The 25,529-nt window shown below is 60.3% G+C and carries 22 protein-coding genes and 1 pseudogene; 10 read left to right on the top strand and 13 right to left on the bottom strand.

Features of this window, described 5'->3' with window-relative positions; genetic code table 11:
• Positions 1 to 109: 109 nt before the first annotated feature.
• Together RCF13_RS18665 and RCF13_RS18660 are read left to right on the top strand one after the other, a co-directional pair.
• Positions 110 to 682: an Ax21 family protein gene (locus RCF13_RS18665; protein ID WP_134968597.1), complete on the top strand. Its 573-nt coding sequence runs from the start codon at positions 110 to 112 to the stop codon at positions 680 to 682.
• 190 nt (positions 683 to 872) lie between these two features.
• The gene (locus RCF13_RS18660; protein WP_134968596.1) at positions 873 to 1,550 is read left to right on the top strand and encodes a response regulator transcription factor; all 678 of its coding nucleotides are present in this window, start codon (positions 873 to 875) and stop codon (positions 1,548 to 1,550) included.
• Between the two features lie 6 nt (positions 1,551 to 1,556).
• On the opposite strand, the gene RCF13_RS18655 is transcribed toward RCF13_RS18660, so the two are convergent.
• A complete protein-coding gene (locus tag RCF13_RS18655; RefSeq protein WP_049414316.1) occupies positions 1,557 to 1,946 on the bottom strand; it encodes a DUF6165 family protein in 390 nt (129 codons plus the stop codon).
• Between the two features lie 178 nt (positions 1,947 to 2,124).
• Here RCF13_RS18655 and RCF13_RS18650 point away from each other — a divergent pair, with 178 nt between their 5' ends.
• The gene (locus RCF13_RS18650) at positions 2,125 to 2,823 is read left to right on the top strand and encodes a TorF family putative porin (protein WP_072168709.1); all 699 of its coding nucleotides are present in this window, start codon (positions 2,125 to 2,127) and stop codon (positions 2,821 to 2,823) included.
• Here the strand turns inward: RCF13_RS18650 and RCF13_RS18645 are convergent.
• Complete coding sequence (locus RCF13_RS18645; protein WP_134968595.1) at positions 2,820 to 4,061, bottom strand: MFS transporter; 1,242 nt, start codon at positions 4,059 to 4,061, stop codon at positions 2,820 to 2,822. The genes RCF13_RS18650 and RCF13_RS18645 overlap by 4 nt on opposite strands.
• 50 nt (positions 4,062 to 4,111) lie before the next feature.
• Between RCF13_RS18645 and RCF13_RS18640 the strand changes: the two genes are divergently transcribed.
• A complete protein-coding gene (locus RCF13_RS18640; RefSeq protein ID WP_134968594.1) occupies positions 4,112 to 4,999 on the top strand; it encodes a LysR substrate-binding domain-containing protein in 888 nt (295 codons plus the stop codon).
• On the opposite strand, the gene RCF13_RS18635 is transcribed toward RCF13_RS18640, so the two are convergent.
• Positions 4,968 to 5,435, bottom strand: coding sequence for a DUF1456 family protein (locus RCF13_RS18635; RefSeq protein WP_134968593.1), 468 nt, complete (start codon positions 5,433 to 5,435; stop codon positions 4,968 to 4,970). The two genes, RCF13_RS18640 and RCF13_RS18635, sit on opposite strands and share 32 nt — an antisense overlap.
• An 83-nt stretch (positions 5,436 to 5,518) precedes the next feature.
• Between RCF13_RS18635 and RCF13_RS18630 the strand changes: the two genes are divergently transcribed.
• Positions 5,519 to 6,007, top strand: a complete 489-nt coding sequence (locus RCF13_RS18630) for a hypothetical protein (protein ID WP_061478751.1) — start codon at positions 5,519 to 5,521, stop codon at positions 6,005 to 6,007.
• An 88-nt stretch (positions 6,008 to 6,095) separates the two neighbouring features.
• The gene (locus RCF13_RS18625; protein ID WP_005420523.1) at positions 6,096 to 6,848 is read left to right on the top strand and encodes an SDR family NAD(P)-dependent oxidoreductase; all 753 of its coding nucleotides are present in this window, start codon (positions 6,096 to 6,098) and stop codon (positions 6,846 to 6,848) included.
• Positions 6,849 to 6,975: 127 nt separating this feature from the next.
• Here the strand turns inward: RCF13_RS18625 and RCF13_RS18620 are convergent, their stop codons facing one another.
• From RCF13_RS18620 to RCF13_RS18605, 4 genes and pseudogenes are all read right to left on the bottom strand, one after another.
• A complete protein-coding gene (locus RCF13_RS18620) occupies positions 6,976 to 7,863 on the bottom strand; it encodes an SPOR domain-containing protein (RefSeq protein ID WP_180868067.1) in 888 nt (295 codons plus the stop codon).
• Positions 7,864 to 7,884: 21 nt separating this feature from the next.
• Positions 7,885 to 9,573, bottom strand: a complete 1,689-nt coding sequence (gene argS, locus RCF13_RS18615) for an arginine--tRNA ligase (protein WP_134968639.1) — start codon at positions 9,571 to 9,573, stop codon at positions 7,885 to 7,887.
• 113 nt (positions 9,574 to 9,686) lie between these two features.
• A pseudogene (locus RCF13_RS18610) lies at positions 9,687 to 9,965 on the bottom strand (JAB domain-containing protein); the annotation flags it as partial.
• A 210-nt stretch (positions 9,966 to 10,175) separates the two neighbouring features.
• A complete protein-coding gene (locus RCF13_RS18605) occupies positions 10,176 to 10,445 on the bottom strand; it encodes a helix-turn-helix transcriptional regulator (RefSeq protein ID WP_100051430.1) in 270 nt (89 codons plus the stop codon).
• Between the two features lie 919 nt (positions 10,446 to 11,364).
• Here RCF13_RS18605 and RCF13_RS18600 point away from each other — a divergent pair.
• From RCF13_RS18600 to RCF13_RS18585, 4 genes are all read left to right on the top strand, one after another.
• Positions 11,365 to 11,844, top strand: coding sequence for an NIF family HAD-type phosphatase (locus RCF13_RS18600; RefSeq protein ID WP_049455502.1), 480 nt, complete (start codon positions 11,365 to 11,367; stop codon positions 11,842 to 11,844).
• Positions 11,845 to 11,951: 107 nt separating this feature from the next.
• Complete coding sequence (locus RCF13_RS18595; protein WP_308141450.1) at positions 11,952 to 12,416, top strand: protein-tyrosine phosphatase family protein; 465 nt, start codon at positions 11,952 to 11,954, stop codon at positions 12,414 to 12,416.
• A 476-nt stretch (positions 12,417 to 12,892) separates the two neighbouring features.
• Positions 12,893 to 13,579: a serine protease gene (locus RCF13_RS18590; protein ID WP_049455500.1), complete on the top strand. Its 687-nt coding sequence runs from the start codon at positions 12,893 to 12,895 to the stop codon at positions 13,577 to 13,579.
• Positions 13,580 to 14,078: 499 nt separating this feature from the next.
• The gene (locus RCF13_RS18585) at positions 14,079 to 17,447 is read left to right on the top strand and encodes an ATP-binding protein (protein WP_231352485.1); all 3,369 of its coding nucleotides are present in this window, start codon (positions 14,079 to 14,081) and stop codon (positions 17,445 to 17,447) included.
• Between the two features lie 339 nt (positions 17,448 to 17,786).
• Here RCF13_RS18585 and RCF13_RS18580 read toward each other — a convergent pair whose 3' ends face one another.
• The 6 genes from RCF13_RS18580 to RCF13_RS18555 form a co-directional block, all read right to left on the bottom strand.
• Positions 17,787 to 19,193 (bottom strand): nucleotidyltransferase, encoded by a 1,407-nt coding sequence (locus RCF13_RS18580; RefSeq protein ID WP_134968636.1) that lies wholly within the window; start codon positions 19,191 to 19,193, stop codon positions 17,787 to 17,789.
• Complete coding sequence (locus RCF13_RS18575; protein WP_181357885.1) at positions 19,190 to 20,101, bottom strand: S-4TM family putative pore-forming effector; 912 nt, start codon at positions 20,099 to 20,101, stop codon at positions 19,190 to 19,192. Before RCF13_RS18575 ends, RCF13_RS18580 begins: the two co-directional genes overlap by 4 nt.
• A gap of 249 nt (positions 20,102 to 20,350) precedes the next feature.
• Positions 20,351 to 20,710, bottom strand: coding sequence for a hypothetical protein (locus RCF13_RS18570; protein ID WP_134968634.1), 360 nt, complete (start codon positions 20,708 to 20,710; stop codon positions 20,351 to 20,353).
• Positions 20,700 to 22,397 carry a site-specific integrase gene (locus RCF13_RS18565; RefSeq protein ID WP_231352486.1) on the bottom strand — a complete coding sequence of 566 codons (1,698 nt, stop codon included), beginning with the start codon at positions 22,395 to 22,397 and terminating at the stop codon, positions 20,700 to 20,702. Before RCF13_RS18565 ends, RCF13_RS18570 begins: the two co-directional genes overlap by 11 nt.
• Positions 22,398 to 22,573: 176 nt before the next feature.
• The gene (locus tag RCF13_RS18560) at positions 22,574 to 24,229 is read right to left on the bottom strand and encodes a hypothetical protein (RefSeq protein WP_134968632.1); all 1,656 of its coding nucleotides are present in this window, start codon (positions 24,227 to 24,229) and stop codon (positions 22,574 to 22,576) included.
• Entirely contained in the window at positions 24,216 to 25,496 is a 1,281-nt protein-coding gene (locus RCF13_RS18555; protein WP_308141445.1) for a hypothetical protein, read from the bottom strand. Before RCF13_RS18555 ends, RCF13_RS18560 begins: the two co-directional genes overlap by 14 nt.
• Between the last annotated feature and the right edge of the window lie 33 nt (positions 25,497 to 25,529).

The following is a 25,529-nucleotide window of genomic DNA, read 5'->3' as shown; positions in this document are numbered from 1 at the left end:
GAACGCTGTTTTCAGGGAGCGTTGTGGCGAATAACGGAGAATTTACATTCCCGATGCGATGGCGCCTTGGCGCTGCTGCACACCATAAGAAAGTAAAAGGTGTACCCCCATGAAGAATTCGCTGATTGCTCTGGCCCTGGCCGCTGCCCTGCCGTTCACCGCCTCGGCTGCTGAGAACCTGTCGTACAACTACGCCGAAGCCGACTACGCCAAGACCGACATCGACGCGTTCAAGGCCGACGGCTGGGGCGTGAAGGGTTCGTACGGCTTCCTGCCGAACTTCCACGCTTTCGGTGAGTACAGCCGCCAGGAAATCGACCACACCAACATCAAGCTGGACCAGTGGAAGATCGGCGCCGGCTACAACGTTGAAATCGCCCCGACCACCGACTTCGTTGCCCGCGTTGCTTACCAGAAGCGCGACCAGAAGCACGGCCTGGACTTCAACGGCTACAGCGCTGAAGCGGGTATCCGCACCGCCTTCGGTGCCCACGCCGAAGTCTACGGCATGGTCGGCTACGAAGATTTCTCGAAGAAGCACGGCGTCAATCCGGAAGGCCAGTGGTACGGTCGCCTGGGTGGCCAGGTCAAGCTGAACCAGAACTGGGGCATCAATGGCGAGCTGAAGATGAACCGCGACGGCGACAAGGAATACACCGTCGGCCCGCGTTTCAGCTGGTAATAGCTTCCTCGGCGCGCCTGCGCGCTGAAGATGCCTCGACAGGCCCGGCGCATGCCGGGCCTGTTGCGTTGTGACGACCCGAAACCGCAGCTGAGCATGTTCCGGGGCCGCTGCTGCGTTGCAATAAATTGGATTCCGCTGCTCCCCGCGCGGGCCTACGGTGGGCACTTCGTACCGTCGGATCCATGTGATGCCGCCTGCCGTTCCCGCTCTGCCCCTCGATCGGCCCCGCCGCCTGGCAATGCTGGCGCCGCATCCCGTGCTGCGCCTGGGGGTGGAGGTGGTGCTTTGCCAGCACGGTGGCGTGCAGGTCTGTGGCAGCTTCACCCGCGAAGGTGATCTGCTCGATCTGCTGCAGCGCCAGCCGGATGGCATCGACCTGTTGCTGATCGACCTGCTGGCGCCGTGCGGACCCGAACAGGGCCTGGCCCTGTTGCGGCTGTTGTCGCGGCGCTGGCCGCTGCTGCCGGTGCTGGTGCTGTCTGCGCACTGCAATGTCAGCACGGTAACCATGGCGATGCAGGCTGGCGCGCGCGGCTTTCTGTCCAAGGGGACCACGCCGGAGATGCTGCGGCGCGCAGTTGACGTACTGGCGCGTGGCGGCCGCTTCGTGCCCCCGGAGTTGCGCACGCAGTTGAGCCGATCGCGCATGCGGCGCACACAGGCGCCGGTGCTCACGCCCTTGAGCCGACGCGAGCGCGAGGTGCTCCGGCTGGTCCTGCAGGGCTGCACCACCGGGGAGGTGGCGCGGCACTTCGGGCGCACAGCCAGCACGGTCAGCACGCAGAAGCGGACGGCCTACCAGAAGCTGGGCATCCACAGCGATGGTGAGCTGTTCCGCATCCGGCACCTGCTCGAATGCGGATAAGCCGGCTTATTCGCCCTGGTACTGCTTTTCTTCCACCAGGGCCGAACCGGCCACGCGGTTGATCTCGTTCTTCACCTGCACGCGCTCGCCATTGGTGCCATAGACACCGCGTGCCAGCTGGATGAATGCATCGTCGAACACTTGGGCCGCTTCCTTGTCGCGCAGCTGGTCCTGGATGTCCCACATGCGCTCGTTGATCGCCTTCAGCTGCTGCTTCAGCGCGTCCAATGCCGGCTGCGCCTGCAGCTGCTGCTGCAGCAAGGGCAACAGGCCATCCAGTTCGGTGCGCACGTTGGCCAGCTTGGCAGCATCATCGATGCGCTCGGCCTTGATCTCGAGAATGGTGATCTTGTCGATCAGCTCGCCGATCGATACCGGGGTCAGGATGGCGTCCACGTGGTTGGTTCCTGGAAACGAGGCGCCATGATACCGCGCGGCTGGCGCGTAGCCTCCATCCACGGGATTTACGCCGAATTTGCGCCGCAGGCCGGGCAGCACCCTCGATCCGTTACGGCGGCGCACCCGACACTGCCGTCCCGGCGGCGCGACCGCCTTCGACGAGGAACACAGTGCAGTGAACAGCAAGGGGATGATGGCGGCGCTGGTGGCCGCCCTGGCAGGGCTGCTCGGGATCGGCAGCGCGCAGGCACAGGTGCAGGCCAGTGGCAGTGCCGCATTGACCAGCGACTACGTGTGGCGTGGCAGCTCGCAGAGCGATGGCGACCCGGCGGTGCAGGCCGGCGCGAAGGTCTCGATCCCGTCGGGATGGTACGCCAGCGTGTGGGGGTCCAACGTTTCGTTCAAGCCGGACAATGGCGCGCGCAGCGAGTTCGACCTGGTGGCGGGCTGGTCCGGCGCACTGGCACCGGACTGGAGCCTGGATGCCAACCTGACCCGTTACGTGTACCCGGGCACCGGCCGCGCGCTGGACTGGACCGAGCTCAACACCACGTTGACCTGGAAGCAGCGCGCCTGGCTGCAGGTCGCCCATTCCAACGATGCGTTGGCCGGTGGCCATCGCGGTACCTATGCCCAGCTGGGTGTGCGTGTGCCGTTGCACGAACGCCTCCGCCTGGAAGCAGCGGTGGGCCAGTACTGGCTGGCCACCGCGCAGGGCCCGGACTACCTGCATGGGCAGCTCAGTGCCATCGCCTCGCTTACCCCGGCATGGGAACTGCGCGCCACCGTGCATGACACGGACAACGCAGCCAAGCGCCTGTTCCCCGGCAACGCCGGTGGGCGATGGGAGCTGGCGCTGCAGGGCAGCTTCTAGTCGGCCAGCGACGCCTGGCGCGCGCGCAGCGCGCCGGGCAGCCACAGCAGCAGGGCCAGCGCAGCCACGGCAGCGCCGGCCACGCAGACGCCGGTCCAGCCGAAGCGCTGGTAGACCTGCGCAGACAGCAGCGAACCCAGCGAACCGCCGATGAAATAGCCGGTCATGTAGCCGGCATTGAGGCGGTTGCGTGCCGCCGGTTGCAGCGCGTAGATCAGGTTCTGGTTGCTGACGTGCAACAGCTGCGCGGCCAGGTCCAGCACCACCACGCCTATCAGCAATGCCAGCAGCGAGTGTGCGGACAGCCCCAGCGGCAGCCACGACAGCAGCAACAGCAGCAGTGCAATGGCGGTGGCACGCCCGGTCTGGCCACGGTCGGACATGCGGCCAGCCAGGCCGGCCGCCAGTGTGCCGGCCGCGCCGACCAGCCCGAACAGGCCGATGGTGGCGTCGCTGTAGGCATACGGCGGCTGTGCCAGCAGGAACGCGAGCGGGGTCCAGAAGATCGCGAACATGGCGAAGCTGCAGGCGCCCAGCAGCGTGCGCTGGCGCAGCACCGGTTCCTGCACGAACAGCACGCCGATCGAGCGCAGCAATGCGAAATAGCCAAGGCCGGCGCTGTGGTGGAATCGCGGCAGGCCGCGCTGCAATGCCAGTGCGGTCAGCACCAGGGTGGCAGCGGCGATCGCATACACCAGGCGCCAGTCGCCCAGGCTGGAAAGCAGGCCGGCCACGGTACGCGCCAGCAGGATGCCCAGCAGCAGGCCACTCATCAATGTTCCGACCACGCGGCCGCGGTGTTCCGGCGCGGCCAGCGTGGCGGCGAACGGCACCAGTACCTGGGCCACCACCGAAAACAGGCCGGTGATCGCAGTGCCCACCAGCAACCAGGTCAGCGACGGTGCGCAGGCACTGATCACCAGTCCGCCCGCCGACAGCAGGCTCATCACCACGATCAGGCGGCGGCGTTCGAACAGGTCACCCAGCGGCACCAGCAGGATCAAGCCGGCGGCATAGCTCAGCTGCGCGGCGGTAACCACCATGCCGACCTGGCCGAACGGCACGCCGAAGGCGTCGGCGATGGTGTGCAGCAGCGGTTGCGCATAGTAGTTGCTGGCCACGGCCACGCCGGTGGCGACCGACATCAGCAGCACCTGCCAACGGTGCAGAGGGGGAAGGGACGGGCTCACGCGATGTTCCAGGAAGCGGGGGGCACAGTGTCCGCCTGCTGCGAGCATGATGGAAATGAATCATCATCATCCATGCCATCTGAAAACAAGATAGTTGTATGAACCTCAAGCAGCTCGAGTTCGCCGTGGCGCTGGCCGAAGAAAGCAATTTCACCCGTGCCGCCGAGCGCTGCCACGTGGTGCAGTCTGCGCTCAGCCACCAGATCGCCCACCTGGAACAGGAACTGGGTGCCACGCTGTTCGAGCGCCTGCCGCGCCAGGTGCGGGCCACCGCCGCCGGCGAGGCGTTGCTGGTGCACGCACGCCAGGTGCTGGCCAGCCTGCGCCACCTGCGCGCCGACGTGGCCGCCGTCAGTGGCGAAGTGCGTGGGTTGCTGGCCATCGGGCAGATTTCCTCGCTGACCGGAATCGACGTTGTGGCGATGCTGGCGGCCTTCCAGCGCGTGCACCCGCAGGTGGAGTTCCAGTTGCGCGTGGACAAGAGCGAGGACCTGATCGCGCAGGTACAGTCGCGCGCGCTGGATGTGGCACTGGTCGGCCTGGCGCCTTCGGCAGCGCTGGACGGTGTCTGCCATCAGGTGCTGCGGGAGGAGGATCTGGTAGCGGTACTGGCGCCATCGCACCGGCTGGCCGGACGCAAGCGGCTGCCATTGGCCGCACTGCAGGATGAAGCACTGGTCGACTTCCCGCGCGGCACCGGCGCACGCCGGCAGACCGATGATGCTTTTGCCGCAGCCGGACTGCCGCACACGGTCCGTTTCGAGGTCAACCTGATGGAACTGGTCGAGCGCTTCGTCCGCCATGGGTTGGCGGTCGGCATCGTGCCGGCATTGATCGCCGATGGGTTCCAGGGTGTGGTGCAGATTCCGCTGCAGCCGACCCCGACCCGGCGCGTGCACCTGGTCTGGCAGCGCCTGCCGACACCAGCGGCGCGGGCGTTCGTCGACGCCGTGCTCAGCCGCGCAGGCGCAGGCTCAGGCCCTTGAGGAAGTTGCGCAGCATCTGGTCCAGGCAACGCCGGTAATTGGCGTGCCCGGGTTGACGGAACAGCGCGCCCACTTCCGACTTGGACACATTGAAACCTGCGCTGGCAAAGATCTCCATCAGGTCCACGTCGCGCAGCTGGAACGCCACGCGCAGCTTCTTCAGCACCAGGTTGTTGTCGATGCGGGTTTCCACTGCGCGCTGCGGCTGGCTCTCGTCGCGGCCACGCAGGTGCACGATCAGGCCATCGAGGAAGTGCGCCAGCGCGCTGTCGTTCATCGCCTCGAAACCGGGTTCGTCCTCACGGCGCAGCCAGGCCTTCACCTGCCCGGTATCCACGGCAAAGGCCGGGTCGGCCGTCTGGCACAGGGCGACCACGTGCTGGTCACCCAGGTCCAGGGAATAGCGCACGCTGCGCAGGACATCATTGTTGATCATGGCCCATTGTACCGGCCCCTGGCGTGTCACCGGACTGTCATCGAACTGCAGCATCGTGAGCACTCGTTCGCTGGGACCCTTGCATGCGCCGGTATCTGTTTTCCGCACTACTGCTCGCCGGCAGCTTCGCTGCCTTCGCCCAGGACCGCTTCGTACCCGTCGAGCGGCGCCTCAGTGCATCCCAACTGGCCGAGGTCGGGCTCAGTCCAGCGCAGTTGCAGGCGTTGAACCGGGTACTGCGCGAGGCAGAGAGCACGGCCGCCGCGTCGACGGCAGCGGTGGCCCCGGTCGCTGCGCCGCTGCCTGCCAATGTGCCGGCACCGGCAGCAATGCATCTGGGCCTGGATGACGAACCGGTCAGTGCCCGTGTGGTCGGAGAGGTCGCAGGCTGGCAGCCCGGCACGCTGTTCACCCTTGATAACGGCCAGCAATGGCAGGTGATGAAGGGACAGATGAAGCTGCGCACGGTGTTGCAGTCGCCGCAGATCGCCGTTGTTCCAGGAATTGCCGGGCGCTGGTTCCTGCAGGTCGACGAAGACCTGCCCAAGGCCAGAGTGTTTCGCGTGCGTTGAGCCGGGGGGACGACTGGACGGCGGGCAACTCAGGACGGGCCGGGAATGCCAGAATGGGCGTCCGGTTTTTCCCCCCTGGAGTTGCCTGATGACCCGCACTGTCCTGATTACCGGCGCCACGTCCGGCTTCGGCGCCGCCGCCGTCCACCGCTTCGCCCAGGCCGGCTGGAAAGTGATCGCCACGGGCCGCCGCAGCGAACGCCTGCAGCCGCTGGTCGAGCGCTACGGCAAGGACGTGGTGCACGCCGCCGCCTTCGACATCCGCGATGCGGTGGCGATGGAGGCGGCCCTGCTGGCGCTGCCGCCGGCCTTTGGCGAGATCGACCTGCTGGTCAACAACGCCGGCCTGGCGCAGGGCACCGCGCCGGCACAGAGCGCCACGCTGTCGGACTGGACCACGATGATCGACACCAACATCACCGCGCTGGTGACCCTGACCCATCGCCTGCTGCCGCAGCTGGTGGAGCGCAAGGGCGCGATCATCAACATCTCGTCGGTGGCCGGCGTCTACCCGTACCCGGGTGGCAACGCCTACGGTGGCACCAAGGCTTTCGTCAGCCAGTTCTCGCTGGGCCTGCGTTCGGACCTGCACGGCACCGGCGTGCGCGTGACCACGATCGAGCCGGGAATGGCCGAAACCGAATTCACCGTGGTACGCACCCATGGCGACCAGAATGCCTCGGACAAGCTGTACAGCGGCGCCAACCCGATGACCGCCGAAGACATCGCCGAGCAGATCTTCTGGGTAGCCAGCCTGCCGCCGCACCTGAACATCAATCGCCTTGAACTGATGCCGGTCAGCCAGTCGTTTGCCGGCTTCCAGGTGGCCCGCGAGGGCTGACCTGCTTCGCGGGTCCTGTAGAGCCGAGCCTATGCTCGGCTTCGTCTGGATTCAGCCGAGCATGGCTCGACTCTACAGAAACAAGAAAGCCGGGCACTGCCCGGCTTTTTCATTCACATCGGCAGGCTTACTGCGCCTTGATCGCCATCGCCTGCAGGCCGGTGCCATCCAGCTTCTGCTTGGCTTCGGACAACTCGCCGGCACTGCCATACGGGCCCATGCGCACGCGGTACACGGTCTTGCCGTTGATCTGCGCCGACTCCACGCGTGCCGCCAGGCCCATCATGGCCAGCTTGGCCTTGGTGGCTTCGGCGTCACCGGAAGCACCGAAGGCTCCTGCCTGCAGGATGTAGCGGGCGTTGTCGGCGGCCGCCGGTGCAGCAGCGGATGCCGGCGGTGCCGACGCGGCGGGCGCGCTTTCCGCGCGCGGCGCTGGAGTGGAGGCCGCCGTGCTGGCCGACGGGGTTGCCGCGGCCGGGCGCTCGTTCAGCGGTGCCGGCAGCGGACGGTTGGTCGCGGTTACCGGCGCAGTGCTTGCGACGCTGGCCGTTGCGGTCGGTGCCGGCGTGGCCGTGCTCGCCGGAGGTACCGGCTTGCCCTCCAGCGCGGCCTGCGCGCGCGACGCTTCGGCCTTGGCCCGGCGCTGGTCTTCGGCACGCGCGCTGGCGGCCAGTTCGGCGTCGGACATTTCCACTTCCTTGCCTGGCAGCAGGGTGTAGAAGTCGTACTGCGTCGCGGCGGGCTTCTCCGGTTCGGCCGGCTTCGGCGTGGCCGGCTGCGCGGCCGGCTGGCTGCCGACATCGCTGTCGGCATCAGCGACCGGGGCCGGCTGCGCATTCGGGTTCGGCTGCGGACCGGCACGCAGGAAGCCATCGCCTTCGCCCTTGAACAGGTTCGGCGCCGCCAGGAACACCACGGCGGCGATCGCCACACCGGCCACCAGCCACACCCATCCGGGGGTGCCCTGGCTGCTGCTGTTGCGTCGTGCCTGGGTTTTGCCGCGTCGTGCTGCCATGTGTACTGCGTCTCCTGATGCTTACATTTTTTCCGGGGCACTCACGCCCAGGAGTTCGAGGCCGTTGGCCAGCACCTGGCGCGCCGCGCAGGCCAGGGTCAGCTTGGCGTTGCGATCGGTGGCGTCGTCCACCAGCACCGGCGTCCCGTGATACCACGTGTGGAAGGCATGCGCCAATTCACGCAGGTACTGCGCCACCAGGTGCGGCTCCAGCGCCACGCCGGCCGCTTCCACCACTTCCGGATACCGCGAGATCTCGTTCATCAGCCCCAGCGAGGCATCGTCGGCCAGGCGGCCCAGATTGGCCAGGCCATTGCCCTGCTCGTACACCAGGCCCTTTTCCTGGGCCTGGCGCAGCAGGCTGCAGACGCGGGCGTGCGCGTACTGCACGTAGAACACCGGATTGTCGTTGCTCTGCTGGCGGGCCAGGTCGATGTCGAAGGTCAGTTGCGAATCGGGCTTACGCGCGATCAGGAACCAGCGGGTCGCATCGCGGCCGGCCTCGTCGATCAGGTCGCGCAGGGTGAAATAGCTGCCGGCACGCTTGGACAGCTTCACTTCCTCGCCGCCGCGCATGACGGTGACCATCTGGTGCAGCACGTATTCCGGCCAGCCCTGCGGGATGCCCACTTCCAGCGCCTGCAGGCCGGCGCGCACGCGCGCCAGCGAGCCGTGGTGGTCGGCGCCCAGTTCGGTGATCGCGCGTTCGTAGCCGCGCTGCCACTTGGACAGGTGGTAGGCCACGTCCGGTACGAAGTAGGTGAAGGTGCCGTCGGACTTGCGCATCACGCGGTCCTTGTCGTCACCGAAATCGGTGCTGCGCAGCCACAGCGCGCCGCCTTCCTCGTAGGTGTGCCCGGAGGCCTGCAGCTTGGCCACGGCCTCGGCGACCTTGCCATCGGCGTACAGCGAGCTTTCCAGGAAGTAGATGTCGAAGTCGACGCCGAAGGCGGCCAGGTCCAGGTTCTGCTCGTTGCGCAGGTAGGCCACGGCGAAGCGACGGATCGCCTGCATGTCGTCCGGGTCCTTGGCGCCGACCACGGTGCTGCCTTCCAGGTCGACGCTGGCGCCGGCCATGTAGGCGCGGGCGACGTCGGCGATGTATTCGCCGCGGTAGCCGCCTTCCGGCCAGCCGTCCTGGTCCGGCGCGATGCCCTTGATCCGCGCCTGGGTGGACAGCGCCAGGTTCTCGATCTGCACGCCGGCGTCGTTGTAGTAGAACTCGCGCTTGGCGTTCCAGCCGTTGGCATCGAGCACGCGGGCCACGCAGTCGCCGATCGCCGCCGCGCGGCCATGGCCGACATGCAGCGGGCCGGTCGGGTTGGCCGACACGTACTCCACGCCCACCGTGCGGCCGTTGCCGGACAGGTTGCGGCCGTAGTCGTGGGCTTCCTTGATGACCGACGCGGCTTCGCGCTGGTACGCAGCCGGAGCCAGGTGGAAGTTGATGAAGCCGGGGCCGGCGATCTCGACCTTGCTGACGTCCTCGCTGCGCGGCAGCGCCTCGACCAGCGCCTGAGCCAGTGCGCGCGGATTGCTGCGCGCGGCCTTGGCCAGCAGCATCGCGGCGTTGGTGGCGAAGTCGCCATGGTCACGGGTCTTCGGGCGCTCGACCACGAAGTCCGGCGGCAGGGAGTCGGCGGGCAGGGTGCCATTGGCGCGCAAGGCTTCGATGCCTTGGCTGATCAGGGCGCGGAGGAGATTTTTCACGAGGCCTGCTGTGAGAATGAGCGGCGGAATCGCCCATTTTAGCGCAGATGCCCGCGCCCACGCTGACCAGAGCATGCCTGCGGGGGTTCCTGCCCGGCCCTGGTCAGGCCCGCTCAGCCGAACAGGCGTGGCTGGGGCGGGGACAGCAGGCCTCGTTCAGCAAACGAAACGGGGCGGCCTTCGCCGACCACGAAGTGGTCCAGCAGGCGTACGTCCACCAGTGCCAGCGCCTGCTGCAGTTCATCGGTGATCCGGGTATCGGCGCCGGAGGGTTCCGGGTCGCCGGAGGGGTGGTTGTGGCTGAGGATCACTGCTGCCGCGTTGTGCAGCAGGGCTCGCCGCACCACCTCGCGGGGGTAGACCGGGGCGGCATTGATGGTGCCGGCGCACACATTAGAACGAGAGGTATGGACGTTTAGTATGTAATTGATTTATATGGAAATTTATTCTTTTTGATCTCGTCCATCCTTGTCCTTCGCAGTCAGCCCAGAATGGTCGCTAGCGCGCGCTTGGAGCCCCTGTCGCGCAAAGAGGCACCTGTAGGGGGCTCATCTGTGAACATAGTTGCCATTCAAATAGGATGTTCCCATGTCTGAGGGACTCTATCGAACCGGTGGGATCTTCACTGCCTTCACAGTCTTACGGACCAGTTCTGCAGCTTCTGCAGAGGTGATCCCTAGCGCTGACGCGATAAGGCAGAACTCGAGGATATCCAAGCGGCGAGAGCCGGACTCAATTGAGGAAATCCGTTGCTGTGGCCAACTCAGATGCGCAGCGAGAGCGGTCTGACTGATCCCCATCAACTCGCGTCGCTCACGAAGCTTACCGACCAAGCGAAGGTACGGGCTTTGATAGATCGTCTTCGTAGCCATCCAGTCCGCCTCAGGAAGCGGAAGGCAATCTATGTCCGACACTCGATCTACATGAAAATCATGTAGACGGCGGTTCCCCGCCTTGCTAGCATTCCGGCTGGTTCATATGCCGGGGATCGAGTGATCTATGGCCGTAGCCAACAGACCCTCCTTCCCTTGTGGCCTGAGCTCGACAGTCTTGTCGTTTCGCTCGGTCCTTTCTATACCTGCGCCTGGTGCGCGCTTGAACGATCCACGACGGCTTGTGCCCCGGTCGCAGCGGACCCAGAGGTAGCTCACCAGCTGTTGCTCTTTCTAAAAAGCGCAGGGGTGATTTCTGAAAAGTCAGCGGACTCGGCTGTAAACCGTTCTCTCTATGATCCTGTGGGTTGGACTTACAGCGAGAGCTGGAGGCGACCCGCCAACCTCGAGAGCACTCTCACGCAAACGCTTCATGCTTGGCGTTCCAATCTCGATTCCCAAGACCTGCTATGGGTATGGCGGCAGCTATCTGCCCATGAAGCAAGAGCATATCTGTGCTCTCAGCTACGCCGACACCGAATCGGAACTCAACTCGTCGATGAAGTGTTGAATGCCCTGGGTCAGGATTGGAGCCGCCTTAGCTTGGGGCGTAGAAGGTATGTGATCTGGTCATCCGTTCGAGGAGCGGCAAGTAAGCTTCTGCGCTCGGGAGGCAACGAAGCCGCTGCTATTCAAGTGCTGTCTCGAGAAGTTCAGAGCAGAGCCCGCTGGCTTGAGCAGAGGGAATCTACAGGCGCTCTGAGCAGAACTGACTACTGCTTTCTTCCGAGTAGCGCTTGGCGAAGGCCACTAATCGTTGAGGTGGCGCTGGAGACCATCCTCAGGATCGGGGATACCTACTGGTTGGATCCACCTTCGTCACCAGCCTGTATAGCTAAAGAACAGCGAGGCATATTGAATGCGTCCGACCATCCTGGCACTTGATCTAGAAGGAACCCTGATCTCCAACGCCGTCAGCCAAATTCCTAGGCCAGGGCTGTGGAGCTTCCTTGAACGAGCACAAGCAAGCTTCCAGCAACTTGTGATGTTCACGGCCGTGGCCCGCCCCGTTGCCAGAAGGGTCGCTGCACTCCTTTCCGATGAAGGCTTTGCGCCCCTTTGGTTCAGAGATATTCCCTATATCGATTGGACGGGTAGTACCAAGGATCTTCGTTTCGTGTCCCCAATTCTCGGCGAAACACTTCTGCTGGATGACTACATCTCCTACGTGCGAGCGGATCAACGGGCCTTCTGGATAGAGGTCCCAGCGTTTGAGCCCCCATATTCACCCAGCGACGCTGGGCTAGAGATAGCGTTGAGCCGAATAGAAGCGAGAGTCCTGCAGCTTGTAAGCCCGGTTGATCAACTTACCCACGATGCGCCAAACAAGGATATCTAGCCGTGCAGAGGACCAGCCTGTCTCATCCACTGCAGATAGCGGAACTATCCGTTGGAACCGCTGGAGGAGCAATTGGAGTGACGTTCGCGCCGGGAAAGTGCCAGCAGATGGCAATGACCGGTTCATGGGACAGAGATCTAGACATAGATCTTCGCTCAATCGTGGTTTGGGGAGCAGAGTACCTACTTAGCCTCCTGGAACCCTGGGAGTTCGAGGAACTCCATATACAAGAGTTGCCGCAGCGGGCCAAGGCCCTCGGCCTCAACTGGCATGGCCTTCCAATTATCGACGGCGCTGCACCAGACTCTCGCTTCATGTCGGCATGGGAGAGTACTGGATCGCTTCTTTCCAATGAGCTCCTGCAGGGGCGAAAAGCCGTTGTTCATTGCAAAGGGGGCCTTGGCAGGGCCGGGACTGTGGCAGCGATGTTGCTTCTGCAGACTGGCTCAGCATCGAGTGCGGAGCAAGCGATTGCTAGAGTGCGACAGGTTCGTCCTGGGGCGGTGGAAACAATGGAGCAGGAGGACTTTGTCGTGAAGTGGTCAACCTGTGCCCGCGCGGGCCACAACTAACTGGTGGGCTGGCTGCTTCGAAGCGATGGTCAAGCAGCGCCATTCCTTTGAATACCATGCGCTCTGATCCTTGCGTATCTCACCTAAGCGGTGTGGCGACGTACAGGGGCACGATCGGCCGGCCGTCGCTCGTCTTCACACCATCAGCTCCCTGTGTATTCGCGAAGCACCCGACGCTTCCGCATCACCCACCCCCAGAGCATACCGAAGAGGTTCGCTGATGCTAAGAACATGACCGACACAGCGATACCAAAGAAGGTAGGCCACTGCTGTACCAGACTGAATTCCGACACCAGTTTCAACTAGAGATTTCCTTAAATTTTCCTCGCATTGAGGTAGAGAGCAGCCTGTCATAAGAAACGGGAAGAGCTTCACGCCGCGATACCGGCCAGCACTGCGACGCCTTCCGTCGAGTAATACTCACCTTCGTTGGGAACGGCTATTCTGCAGCTCTGGCCTGAACCGAGGGATCGGCGGTGATTACCAACAATGTGTACTCCAGGGTGTTCCAGTTGAAGGTGGGCCACTCTACAGGCACGATCTTTGTCATGGAGCATGAAGATCGACAGTATTGGGTTACGGCCAAACATGTCATCTCGGACTGGGACCGAGAACAGCCTTTAGATGTCATGCGATCAGATGGGTGGTGGCAGATCAGGTTGCGACTGGTTGGTGAGCACCAGTCTGCCGACGTGGCGGTGTTGGCGGCGAACTTCGCCGTCAAGGTGTACGAAGCCGAGGCATCCATGAAGAACTTCGCGATATCTCAGGAAGTATTCTTCCTTGGCTTCCCCTTCGGGTGGTCTGCCCACGTTCCCGCACACGTCAATCGCGAGTTTCCACTACCATTCATTAAGCGGGCGATCGTGTCGGCAGTGTGCCCTGCCGTTGCCGGAGAGCGGGAGATGCTGATACTTGACGGGCACAATAACCCCGGCTTCTCGGGAGGTCCGGTGGTCTTTGAAGACAAGTGGCAACCTGGAAGTGGACTTCGCATTGCTGGCGTCGTTTCCGGCTACCGATTCGAGCCCGAGGATGTATTTGCGGGAGAAGAACCGATCGGCGCATACGTGAAAGCGAACACGGGACTGATGTTCTGCGAGACGATCAAGCGCGTGCACGAAGTAATCGAAGAGAATCCAATTGGAGTTCCATTCGTATAGGCGCTCGGCCGTCCAAGCCGGACGTCAGAGGTTGCATGAAAGGGGAGAGGGGCAGTTCCTAAGCCCCGCCCGCGGACTTAGATCCTGGGAAAGTCGAGGTTATCGGATGTTTGAGGTCGTTGGCTCGGATATCGAGCGTCTTTCTGATGCAGAACTTCGCTCCCTTGTACTGCGCTTGGCGAGCAGTGAGCTGCGCAAGCAAGGATTGCCAATCTCCGCGGTCACTGCCGGCGGGCATCAAGATGCACCTGATGGCGGTTTGGACGTACGAGTTGCGTGTTCAGTTGCAATGGCCCGGGCTGACTTTGTCCCGCGGGCGAACACTGGCTTCCAAGTAAAGAAGCCCGATATGGCGGCAGGTGCCATCCGCAAGGAGATGTGCCCAAAGGGCGCGCTAAGGCCAGCAATAGCGGAGCTGGCACAGCTGCAGGGTGCATACATAATTGTCAGTGCTCAGGGTTCAGTCGCCGACAAGCCTCTTCAAGAGCGTCGAGAGGCCATGCGTGCACAACTCACCAGTCTCGCATCTCCAACTGACCTGTATGTGGACTTTTACGATCGTGATCGCATCGCTGCTTGGGTCAATGAGTACCCGGGCGTGGCCGCATGGGTCCGCTCAGTCGCCGGCAGAGCGCTCAATGGTTGGACCTCCATTTATCGCTTGAGCAGCAACAAGACAACGACAGCATTCCTCGCTGATGGCTCTACCTGCCTACTGGATGAGAGCCGCAAGCCTGGGCAGGCACTTGAGATCCTAAGCGGTGTGGAGCGGCTCAGGGACGAGTTGCGTCGACACGGCCGATGTGTTCGCCTCATCGGCCTATCGGGAGTGGGCAAGACGAGACTTGTGCAAGCTCTGTTCGAAGACAGTGTCGGCACTGAGCCCCTAGATCCTAGTATTGCCGTCTATACCGACTACTCAACCGAGACACGTCCGTCGGCACGAGATATGGCTTGCGACCTGATCAACCGCGGAGAGCCCGCGATACTGATCGTCGACAACTGCAATCCGGAGACCCATTCGGAGCTTGCGAAGATCTGCTCAGAATCAGGCGCCCCAATCAGTCTCCTGACCGTCGAGTATGACGTTCGCGAGGACGAGCCGGAGCGAACTGATGTCTTCAGGCTCAAGGGAGCATCCAGCGACTTGATTGAAAAGTGGATTGAGCAGAACTTCGGTCACATATCGGAGGTTGATCGACGCACAATCGCGGCGTTTAGTGACGGGAATTTTCGTATTGCGAACGCGCTTGCCGAGACCCTCGGGCGTGGAGAGACTTTGGGCAAGGTAAAGAGTCGGGACCTTATCCAACGTATATTCCGCCAACGGAACGTTGAAGATGGATCACTTCAGATGGCGGCAGAAGACCTGTCCTTGGCATACTCTGTGGACGGCGAGGACATCTCTGCTGAGAGTGAGCTGGCGCAGATTGCTGAGATGCGCGGAGTTGACGCACGCTCGCTCTATCAAGTCATTGTCGAGTTGCGGCAACGAAACGTTGTGCAGGCCCGAGGTCGCTGGAGGGCGATCCTACCGCAGGCAATTGCGAATGGACTTGCTAGCACCGCTGTTGCGAGGACTCACCAGGATACCCTCGACAACCTCATTCGCTTGGCTACGCCGCGGCTGCGGGCCTCAATCTCGAGAAGACTTGGATATCTGCACGACGTGCCAGAGGCACGCGCAGCGGCTGCTCGCTGGCTTAGAAGTGATGGCGCATTTGGAGATCTGTTCAACCCGGCGACGCAGGATCTCAGGATCATCACCAATCTTGCTCCCTTGGCTCCAGGTGATGCCATGGGTCGCATCAGCGAAGCTGTGCAGATCTATCCTGAGATCGCCGATTGCGGATCACGAAAACGCTGGGAATGGATTCGCCTGATAAAGGCGTTGAGCTACGAGACGGAGCACTTCAACTCCGCTGCGCAGCTTCTGATGCAATTCATAGCCACTGAGCCGACGGGGAACCAGGTCGACTCAGCCCGCGAAGCATTCTCAGAGATGTTCCAATTGTATCTTTCCGGAACGCAAGCGAGCCCCGAGACTCGCCGTGCACTGGTTGCGAACCTTCTTGGATCTGACGAAGAGGACTCACGGGCGTGCGGGCTGTTGGCTCTCCAAGCTCTACTAAAGACATCGTATTTTTCATCGAGTACGAGCTTTGATTTTGGCGCCAGATCACGTAGCTGGGGGTGGCACCCTCAGTCCAGTAGCGATGTGTGTGACTGGTACGTTCGCGCCATTCGCCTATGCGTGCACCTTTCTGACAGGATCGATGAGCCTCGCCAGATTCTCGCCCAGAGCGTTAGAGGCTTGTGGCGCTACGAAGCCTGCCATGGGGCGCTGGAGGATGCAGCTGAGGCGCTCTTGAAGCGCGCCCATTGGATAGATGGCTGGATCTCGCTGCGCGCCACCCTACGCTTCGATGGAAAGAAGATGCCGAGGGAGTACAGAACTCGTCTAGAAGCACTGATCGACCGCCTGCAGCCCGTTGATCTTCTCGACCGCGCACGAGCGGCGGTGCTTGGTCGCGGTGTCGATGGGTTGGAAGCCAGCAGCGCTGAGGCTGACGATGAGAGTGGCATGCACGCCTGGAAGAGAGCATCTCTGATGGCGCAAGGTGTCGGCCGTGAGTTGGCACTTGCCCCTTCAGTCAGAGAGGTGTTCATGAGCGAGCTAATGGTTGCAACTGACGTCCAGCGCGCCTACGAATGTGGGATGGGACTTGCGGAGGGTGCACCCACTCTGCTTGAAACGTGGGAGCTGCTCCTCTCAGATTACGAACGTGCGGACGCAGCGCGACGTGACGCGACAGTTCTCGGCGGATTCCTGCGCCAGGCCAAGGAACTCGATGCTGAATTTACAGAGGGCGCACTCGAGAGCTCCCTAAGCCGGGGTAGCCTGATTCCTATTCAGCCCTACCTGCAGGCACGCGTTGGCCTAGACCAGGTTGGAATTAGCCGAATGCGCAGAGCCCTAGCCGCAGGTCTGCTTGAGGCACCTGCATTCGTGCACATTGCCAATGGACTGGTAGAGCACTCACCGCCCGCGTTGTTGGCCGCGCTACTTGCAGATATTGCGCGTCTCGCAAGTGGAGAGTGGGTGGCCTTGGAAATTCTTCACATGTACTTCTTCTCGAACAAGAGCACGTCGAGCACAGCACCGAGGGCTTTGGTTGAGGTCGGTCAGGGTATTCTCGCTAGTCTCAAGTTCAAGAGTGCATCAGTACAACGTGTACATAGCGCGGGAGAGGTCGCCAAGATCTGTTGCTCAACGAGCGATCCAGAGCCTGCCCGTAGCGTGGCCGAGTCGCTCTGCCTCAGTTTGGAGGCTGGCGACATCCACTTCCACGAAGTCAGGGAGATCATCAACGCACTTTGCGAGGCACATCCGCATGTCATGCTGGACACATTCCTCCTTCGTGCATCTGAAGACTCGCTGGGTCGAAGATGGGACACGGGAGGAAGCAAAGGCTTGGCGTACAGGTCCATGGGGCTGCAAGCGATTCAGTCCTGGGCATCGATCAACGCTGTGCACCGATACCCTCTGTTGGGAGCCGTGATGTGGTTGTTCAGCAGAGGCGACTTCGAGGAGGGCACGAAGATCGACCCGATCTTCGAGGGCTTGCTGAGAGGGGCGCCCGATAGAGTCATGTTCTTGGGTAAGTTCGATCGGCAGGTGTATCCGCTGCGCTGGAATGGCTCGATCAAGGATATGCTCCGTAATCGCCGCTCAGAGCTGACACGACTAGCTGCCGAGATGCCTGGCGAAGTGGCAGATTGGGTTCATTGCGGACTCCCACTCATCGAGCGATGGATCGCTAACGCCATAGAGACAGAGCACCATCAGGAAGAGGCCTTTGAATAGTGAGGGCCGCCATCTTCTTCGGAGACAATGGATACGGCATTGTCGCGAAGGCGAGCCTGGAGGGGGAGCTGGAAGGGAGGGCTGCGCTATGCCTTGGGGCGCGATCAGTGCACTAGCGCTCAGGTCGGGCCGCTAGCTCCTGCCGACGTGAAAGTCCGGCTTGGCATGCAAAACCTATATGCTTCAGCCGGACATCAGCGGAACGATCTTGAACAATTGGCGGAGATGGCCGCCCTCGGTTTGGACGGCGCTGAAGATGGGTTAAGCAAGAGATGGGTTAAGCAAGCCGCCCTCATCGATGCTCCGGGTCGGTGAGGGGCGTCGTTGAACCCAAACAGTTCACTCCACTACGACGTAGAAGGGCTGGCTGAATCCGACAATCTGATTGTCGGTGGTACTCAGAACGAAGGCCTCGACTTGGTGGACCCCGCGATAGCTCAGCGTCTCGCGTCGGCTATGTGGTTGGTCCGAACCCACGAAGTCCCCTCGAAGCTTGCCGGCTCGTCTAGCGACTGCCCCGGTGTTAGTCACGCGCCACATGGTCCTGTAGGTGTGATTTGGTGCAAGTCCGCCAAGCTTCGCCTCAAAGCGAATATCCTGGTTGGGCTGCATTGGTTCGCCGCTTCTCACTACGCGCGAAGGGGCGCCAGCCGCATCGACCAAGTAGCCCGAGATAGTCGCTGGCAAGCGGAAGTTGGCTAGGGGCCACTGGGGTTGCTTGCGATGACCCGGCTCGAGAATCTCCAGCGGCACCATCTGCAACCCGCCAGTCTTGAGCACATCGACATCATCCAGTTGGACATCTGCACCGGCCAGCCCTGCCTCCATGGCGACCGTCGGTTTCCGAAGCACGGCAAATGAGTCGCCGAGGATTCGCCGCCAAAGCTCAATGCTCTGGGTAGAGTCCTGTTCATCGAACGCTGCATCAATCCACTGACGATATCGATGGATGGCGTTGCGGAAGTTCCGATACTGTTCCTCGGTCCACTCGGAGGCTTGATCCTCAGCAGGGAGCACAGGATTTGGGACATGGGGCGGGTAATGATGGCCTTGTAGCCAGTCATCCAAGCGGCGAAAGAGAGTCCTCAGGGACGTTGGTACATCGCTGAAGTCATTTCCGTGTCGATCGCCCTCGTGAATGCGCTCACCGAGTAGGGTGGTGAAAAGGAAAGACGGACAAGTGAAGGTTCCCTTGTAGTCCCGAAGATACTTGGCGAGCCGAGTGACCTTGCGGAATGAATTGTTGCCGCTGATTGAGTTCTTGCCGCGCAACCAGGAGGTGTACTCTTCCGGCCTCGAGTCCTGGAATGTGTTGTTGCGCCGGTTGCACACCTCATTCGACCCGGCATACAGGCGATCAACGACGCAGGGAGCAATGTCCATTTTGCGGTCGCCAGCGTACTCAAGGGTCACACAGTAGGGATAGCGCTTAACCTTGTCCGCGTACCTGGGGCTCGCTTCGAATGTGCGAGCAAGCTGATCCACATAGTCTGCCGCAGCCCATCCCTGTACGGGCCTGACGAACAGAATGGCGTCCGCGTCAAATGGCCGACCATCCAAAGGGCGAATGATGGTCTGGTGGGCCCATGAGCCGTGCTTGTAAAGTCGAATGATCTTCGGAAGGTAGTTCGAATCTTTAAGGAACCCCTCGATTGCTACGAAGGAGTTGTCCAGCTGATCGAGTCGAGTGCTGTTGAGATTGACGACATTCTCAAGAAATGCGCTGAAGTGGTTGAGGTGCTTCATTTCGCAACGTCCCCTGCATTGAGTCTCCTAATGAAGTCCCTAGCGCCCGCCTCCATTTCCTGCTCAAGCCCTGTACGCTTGAAGAAGTAGACGAGGTCACTCACCAACGGGCTAGACGCACGGTGGGAGAAGATGGCGTCCTGTAGCTGCCGTGCTCTTGCTTCGAGCTTGTCGGGCTCATCGTCGGGTTGGAACTTATCCAGCGAACCGTCAACCTCGCCTTTGAGACGAGTGACCAAGGCAATAGTGTCACCCTGACGCTGAGACTCTCTGATAGTCCACAGGGCAAATGGACCGAAGGGAACGAGCATCGTCAGGATAACGTCGACTAATGGCTTCTGGAGTGAGATCACTATTAGTACTGTTAGGTACATCCAGCCAAGTATCTTCAGGTAGCGCTGATAGTCCCCCCGTAGGTTCCAGTCGTACCAAAGATTCGTGCGCTGGCAAACCAAGCGCGCGCTACTCATAGGCAGCGGGTCCACCGATTGCGGATACCAGTTACGGAGTCCCAGTTCCCGTGCCGGCTTCAGTGGCTTGCTTCCATAGCGCTCGATTTCCTCTGCATCGACCCTCTGGCCGGCCACGAAGGCATTCCAGGGCAGGTCGAGGACTGTCGTGTCGAATTGCTCTTGCAGTCTAGCCGACAGCTTGATTCTGCCTCGGCGCCAGCGATCTATCCACAAAGCGTCTGATGCACCCACCAGAAGAGCGACCAGGCTGACCCACTTTGTGCCGCCCGAAAGGCACGGCGTAGATGCGGTAACGATAGAGACTATGGGTAGGAAAAAAACGAATATAAAGTAGTAGCGCTGAGCTCGCTTTACGCCAGTGTGTATGCGCAATCTTGCTCGCAAGAGCCGAAGCGCATCCTCGGAATTTTGTCTCTCCCGAACGCAATTTGGCATGGCTTCTGTCCGTCCGTGGCCCCAATATCCCCAATGCCGACTATAGCCATCTGTGGGCCTGTGACACAAGTCACATTGGAGTTGCAGCTCCGACTGGTTGTCCAGGTGGCCTCGTTACAACGTGACCCATCAGGGTTCGTACGGCACTTTGGGGGCTGCGGTCTCTCTTGGATAGAGGTGGGAAGTGATCCCACGACCCAGCTACCGTTGGTCGAGAATGAAGGGGGGTTTCGGGCTCGCTAAGTAGGCTCAACGACGAGCCAGCTCGGCGAGCTTCATCTCAGCGCTAAGTAGAAGCGAGCGCAGGTGGTCACGCTCCGACTTCAGCTCGCTGATTCGCGCAACAGCGTCCGCCAGCTTGAGCTCGAGCGAACTAGACTTGGCTCGCTCGCTGAGTAGTGCTCCGTCTCTTTGGGCAACATAGGCTTGAACTTCCGCAATCAAGGGCCCGAAGCGAGACTTCTTAAAGTGGGCAGGAGGGATGCCCGCTTCTCTCGCAACGTTGTTCTGACTGACGAGCGCTCCAGGTGGCAATACTTCTGGCTGACCCGATTTCAGCCTATCGAATGCGGCTATCAATCTGTCGAGCAGGGGAGGTTCATTGCTCATTAGATCTCACTCTGATGACGAAGTCCTTAAGCGCTGAAACTTGGCCCTCAAGCGCACGCATCCTCGGGCTATCTCCAGAAGGGCGCAATGCTTCCAATAGAGGCTCGCTGTGGGCAATCAACTTCTCCGCACGTACTACATTTCCTTTGTCCAGCAGTGCTTCGGGACACGTTACGCAATGGGACAGCGTGTCATAGCCACCATGCTCACAGTTACCCTTCTTTAGGCAGACACCCAGCAGGGTAGGTCTCACGGAAAGTGTGCCCTGGCTAGCGAGCTTCGCAAGCCCCTTTAGATCTGAGGTGCTGATCAACTCCAGAAGGCGATCCTTGTGGGCTGAGCCATGGGGAGAGAAGTGCTTCGAGTCAGCAAGCCCCTTCGCGACTCGGGCCGCCTCATTGGCAAGCTCCTCCGCAAGCTCAATGCGCATCGACTCGTTGAGCGAGAGGCTGTGGTATCCGCGCACATAGTACTCGGTCATTCCAAGGTGAAGATGTTTCAGCTGAAGCTGGATCGAGCCGAGCGCGACTCGGCCAGAGCGCACGGCATTCACTACCAATGTCCGCCTCAGCTGATGGAAGGAAAACGGCCAAACCTTTCCGAGTACAACACGCCCCCCAGAGCTACCGTTGATGAGTTCGGATACTCTAAGGTCGTCTTCAGTGACCTTCAGAGTCTCAGGATCAAATAGCCACGGATAGTTAATCCTTTCGATCATTGAAACCCGCGGTGGATCGATACTGTGCCGCTTCTTCTTCCAGCCTAGTACGGACGTAAAGAGCCAGTTGCTGAAGCTCCCTGAGACCAGTTTGGTGTCGCGCATCTCATGATGTACCGAGGAAATGGCTTCCAGCACATGGATTGCCTTTGCAGCCAAGTCGCTACATATCCAAGTCGATTCCGTTATAGGCTGTATCTTTGCGGGCACTCCGACTATCAAATTTGCCGGTCCGATGGCGGCGTCTTGATGCTGACGGAGGCACCCTCGCTTGAGCTCGCGAGCCTCTGAGATGCGCATGCCGCTATGCGCGCACAGCAAAATCAGGGCGGCATCTCGTATCGCCGTGATGTAAGTCAGGAATGGGTGGCGGTGCTCCAGCGTGCCGTATGCGGTGTCGAAGATGCCCACTAGTCTCGCAGGTAACGCGGAAAGGTCTTCCGTAGCAAGTTGGCTGTCCGGTGCCGGGACAAGGTTGAACGCCTCGTGCAGTTGGCTACGTATCGCATTCTTAAGTAGGTCGATATGAGTGGTTGCGAGCGATACAATCGCATCGCATTGATTCAAGACGTAAGAATGGATCCGATTAGGGACGTATAGTGTTTGATTGGCTGAATATCCTGTTGGGTAGAAGCTTGGGATAAGTGCCGGTGGGCAAAGCGTAAAGCCTATTTCTTCACTCAGCAGGGCCAGTTCATGCATAAGCAGTGGTGCGGATCCAAGTGAACTTGGGCGGATTCGCTTTCGAAGTTCTGCCTGGCATTTTTTGGAACTTCCGAACTCCGAGATCAGAGTTTGTGTGGAGTTGCAGGCCTTGAGGATGTCCTTTAGGCGGCAGAGTTTGGTGTGGAAGCTGCCGGCCCCGAGGGGGTGGTGGCCAATGTAGAGTAGTGCCAGTACTACGACTTTCGCCGCAGCTGCGTTGCTCTGCTCTAGATCATCCGTGTTCTCATCATTGGCGAACCGCATGGAGATCGATGACGTGTGGTATGCGGAGAATATCCAACAGTTGTCTCCGTATCGGCTGCAAGGTGATCCATCTGATTTGTAGGAGACTACGAAATCTGGGGGTACGTCGTGGATGCTGGCAAGGCCGCTAGGAAGAGGGACGTCACGGTGTTTCGATTTAAGTCGGGAGGTGAGCATCAAGCATCTCCCTGCGCGAATCTAATGAGGAGGTCCCAGGATGGATGGAACTGTCCGTCATTCACCTTGCGATCTGCGATCTGTGCCCATGCCTCGTGTTGCTTGTTCTTCTGCGAGAAGGCGCGGATGATTGATCGGATGCGGCGCATGGTTTCAAGTATCGGCCGCGAATGTTCTCTGTTTGGGTAGAGGTGACTTTTGAGTTCGAGTCGCTTCAGCTGAAGGTAGCTCCTCAATCTCCAAATGTAGTCTAGGCTCGACACTCCCTTGTAGTTTTCACAGAAGAGGCATCCCGCCATCGTGTCGCAGTTGGGAGTGGGTGCATCGGGTGAAGCTATCGTCAATGGCTTGGGGTTGTCCTTCTGAGTGCATGGCGCACCATCGACTGCACGCGACACCCGAAGCGCGGCTACTTCTGACTTGAAGAACGCAGTGAATTCACTCGCCGCTCGTTGTGGGCTTCTACGCACATAGTTCTTGGCGAACGTTTCACGGCTATGTTGGAGAATCAAGGACTCTGTTCCCGGATCTCCGCTTACCTCCATGATGCTATTGGACTTGATCTTTCTGAGTTCGACGGTCGTAATGAACGGAACGCCAAGCTCATTGAAGATATTTCTTAGGTTGCCACTGTGAAATTTTCGACTTGCTGGACCGCCTCGCTGATAGATTGGGAAGAGCAGGCTTGACTTGAATTCGCTCAAATGGGTTTCGCGAAATTTCAGATATGCAGAGAAGATGGGCAGGTAGGGCTTGGGGATGGTGAACAACACGTCATGCCCGGCGCGAGCCTTGAATTCCCTAAATTCGTAGTGATCTCCTGCGGACCGTCTGCTGTACTGTTCGACCTTCATCTTTTGAACTTCGGCAAGATTCATTCCGGTCATTGCTATGAATAGGAATGCCTCTGCAGTTACCCTAAGGTTAAGCAGAGGGAACCTGCGATGTAGGCTTGTGCCCTTAAGGGTATTTTGCCGTCTTGCGACATCGTAGCCGTACTTGGTCGACGTCGACTTCCACGTCCCAGAGTAGTGGTAGTAGATCGGGCCGCTCTTCCTGACCTGGATTGGCAATGGCAGGGGCGCGTAGAGCTTATCTGGTTGGAGGCAGTCGATAAGCGAGATGAGGTCCGCGACGTACTGCTGAACGACTTCGCTTCTCGCATCGTTAGTCTTCAGCGCCAATGGTGCTCCGCGCTTGGAGATCCCAAATGACTTCAACAGCAGTGTTGAGTCTTGCCCAGTTACGCCGGCTAGAATTCTAACGACGTACTGCTGCTGTGCGAGATCGTGCGGGGAAGCTGTTTTGAACGATCTGGTCCAACCTTGGACCGCGATGAAGAATGTTTTCGGAGAGACTTGGACTGACTCTCGGTCGCAGTAGTTAAAGAACGTCCTGAGCGTGTTAAATATTGTTTCGCGAGTCGAGTCAGCCAGTTCGCCGAGGACGTGCCTCTCTACTATGTGTTTGTGAATGGATTTGAGAAGTTCGTATCGCAGTAGATCGTATTTCCCAAACTTCCCCGAGCGTATCTCTGTATCAACCGTCATGGTCGGGCGCTTGGCGGCACCGATGAAGGCTAGCCTGGAGAGATCCCATGGCAAGGATCTACCAGTCTTGGGGCGGGGAATAATGAGAGGCTCAGGGAGTCTCATGAGTGAGCTCAAGGAGCCATTGCCCATAGACGTCGTTGTACTTGCCGACGATTCGTCTCTTCTGCGCGTGCTGGACATAGCGGAGAGCGGTCCGCTCATCTGATTGGCCCAGGAACTCCGTAATGATTGAAAGCGCGGATGTCACAGGGATCCCTATGGCCATCGCGGCATCTAGCAGGTTGCATGCGAATGTCGCTCGGGAGTCGTGAAATCGAAAATCTTCGATCGGGACGTCGCCGGCTTGTGCGATCGTCCTTATCCTATGAATGGCTACGCCAATGGCGCTGCTCGGAATGCCGTCGTCATCATGATAGGGACGACCCTGCGGGGTTAGGAAGAGGTACTGAGAGTACCGACCTTCATGCTTGATGGCGCGTTTTAGGCGCCGGACCGAAGTTATGTAGCTAGTAAGGCGTTGGATGAGCGCGTCTGGTATGACGGGGGAGTAGTTCGTTGAGAACTTCGTCATCACCCCGTGCGCGGGACCGATCTTGATGGACTTGTGGCCTTTCAGGTTCGTCGACGCAGCCCTTTCGATGGTTTCGCATTTGAGGTCTGTGATGCTGCCCAAGCGAATTCCAGAAGAAAAGCCAATGGCGAGCATCAATGCCACTTCTGTGCCCGCATGTGCCTCGGATAGCGTCAGGATTCGCTTCTGAAGTTCTGCCGGAACTGGCTTCAGTCCACCTTCCAAGGTCGATCTAGGCGCGGTCCTTCGTCGTTTCAGGGGCATGCTCGAGACTGTTTTCTCGACTGTCTTTGATCCGAACCTTGTAAAGACTTGGACCTGGGTCGTTCGAGTCAAGAACGGCTTGCATTCGTCTGCAAGTTGGCCGGTAGAGGTGCACCAGATGTAGAAGTTGGCGACTGCTCGTAATTCTGTTTGAGCGGTCGAGTATGCACCCGTACCCTCTTTTACATTGAGGTTCCTGTGCGACTTGTACAGGTAGGTAGGCTTTTCTGAATCCGGCTTATCCAAGTCGTTCCACGCCAATCCATTGGCTTCCAGAAAGTTGGCGTAGCTGACTAGGCCGCGAGCATCTCTAATGATTGTCTTTGCGCTTAGATCTTCGGCAGGATCGCAAGCGCGACTGGCGAGCCAAGTATTCGCTTCCGTCCAAGGTAGCCCGGAAGCCAGGCGAATGTATGGCAACTGCCGCTTGGGTTCAGGGACGTCATTGATGGACATGGAGACTGACCAAAGATGCTGGCCGTCAGCCTCTCCATGGTCGAATCGCTGAAACTGAAACAGCTCGAGCGTTGCCATTGGCCGATCCTGAATTCTGCCTGTACTGCATTG

Origin of the sequence: Stenotrophomonas maltophilia group sp. RNC7 (assembly GCF_030910085.1) — a bacterium.
Lineage (GTDB): Bacteria > Pseudomonadota > Gammaproteobacteria > Xanthomonadales > Xanthomonadaceae > Stenotrophomonas > Stenotrophomonas sepilia.
Note: the sequence above shows the minus strand (reverse complement) of the source record. Positions and strands in the feature narration are given on the sequence as shown.

What these genes read in the sequence shown, in the direction of transcription:
- RCF13_RS18570 (WP_134968634.1), bottom strand. Translation starts at nt 20,710, where the DNA reads ATGAGCAATGAACCTCCCCTGCTCGACAGATTGATAGCCGCATTCGAT.
- RCF13_RS18660 (WP_134968596.1), top strand. Translation starts at nt 873, where the DNA reads ATGCCGCCTGCCGTTCCCGCTCTGCCCCTCGATCGGCCCCGCCGCCTG.
- RCF13_RS18630 (WP_061478751.1), top strand. Translation starts at nt 5,519, where the DNA reads ATGCGCCGGTATCTGTTTTCCGCACTACTGCTCGCCGGCAGCTTCGCT.
- RCF13_RS18625 (WP_005420523.1), top strand. Translation starts at nt 6,096, where the DNA reads ATGACCCGCACTGTCCTGATTACCGGCGCCACGTCCGGCTTCGGCGCC.
- RCF13_RS18575 (WP_181357885.1), bottom strand. Translation starts at nt 20,101, where the DNA reads ATGCCAAATTGCGTTCGGGAGAGACAAAATTCCGAGGATGCGCTTCGG.
- RCF13_RS18595 (WP_308141450.1), top strand. Translation starts at nt 11,952, where the DNA reads ATGGCAATGACCGGTTCATGGGACAGAGATCTAGACATAGATCTTCGC.
- RCF13_RS18580 (WP_134968636.1), bottom strand. Translation starts at nt 19,193, where the DNA reads ATGAAGCACCTCAACCACTTCAGCGCATTTCTTGAGAATGTCGTCAAT.
- RCF13_RS18600 (WP_049455502.1), top strand. Translation starts at nt 11,365, where the DNA reads ATGCGTCCGACCATCCTGGCACTTGATCTAGAAGGAACCCTGATCTCC.
- RCF13_RS18665 (WP_134968597.1), top strand. Translation starts at nt 110, where the DNA reads ATGAAGAATTCGCTGATTGCTCTGGCCCTGGCCGCTGCCCTGCCGTTC.
- RCF13_RS18560 (WP_134968632.1), bottom strand. Translation starts at nt 24,229, where the DNA reads ATGAGACTCCCTGAGCCTCTCATTATTCCCCGCCCCAAGACTGGTAGA.
- RCF13_RS18585 (WP_231352485.1), top strand. Translation starts at nt 14,079, where the DNA reads ATGCGTGCACAACTCACCAGTCTCGCATCTCCAACTGACCTGTATGTG.
- RCF13_RS18605 (WP_100051430.1), bottom strand. Translation starts at nt 10,445, where the DNA reads ATGGCTACGAAGACGATCTATCAAAGCCCGTACCTTCGCTTGGTCGGT.
- RCF13_RS18640 (WP_134968594.1), top strand. Translation starts at nt 4,112, where the DNA reads ATGAACCTCAAGCAGCTCGAGTTCGCCGTGGCGCTGGCCGAAGAAAGC.
- RCF13_RS18620 (WP_180868067.1), bottom strand. Translation starts at nt 7,863, where the DNA reads ATGGCAGCACGACGCGGCAAAACCCAGGCACGACGCAACAGCAGCAGC.
- RCF13_RS18635 (WP_134968593.1), bottom strand. Translation starts at nt 5,435, where the DNA reads ATGATCAACAATGATGTCCTGCGCAGCGTGCGCTATTCCCTGGACCTG.
- RCF13_RS18645 (WP_134968595.1), bottom strand. Translation starts at nt 4,061, where the DNA reads ATGCTCGCAGCAGGCGGACACTGTGCCCCCCGCTTCCTGGAACATCGC.
- RCF13_RS18565 (WP_231352486.1), bottom strand. Translation starts at nt 22,397, where the DNA reads ATGCGGTTCGCCAATGATGAGAACACGGATGATCTAGAGCAGAGCAAC.
- RCF13_RS18555 (WP_308141445.1), bottom strand. Translation starts at nt 25,496, where the DNA reads ATGGCAACGCTCGAGCTGTTTCAGTTTCAGCGATTCGACCATGGAGAG.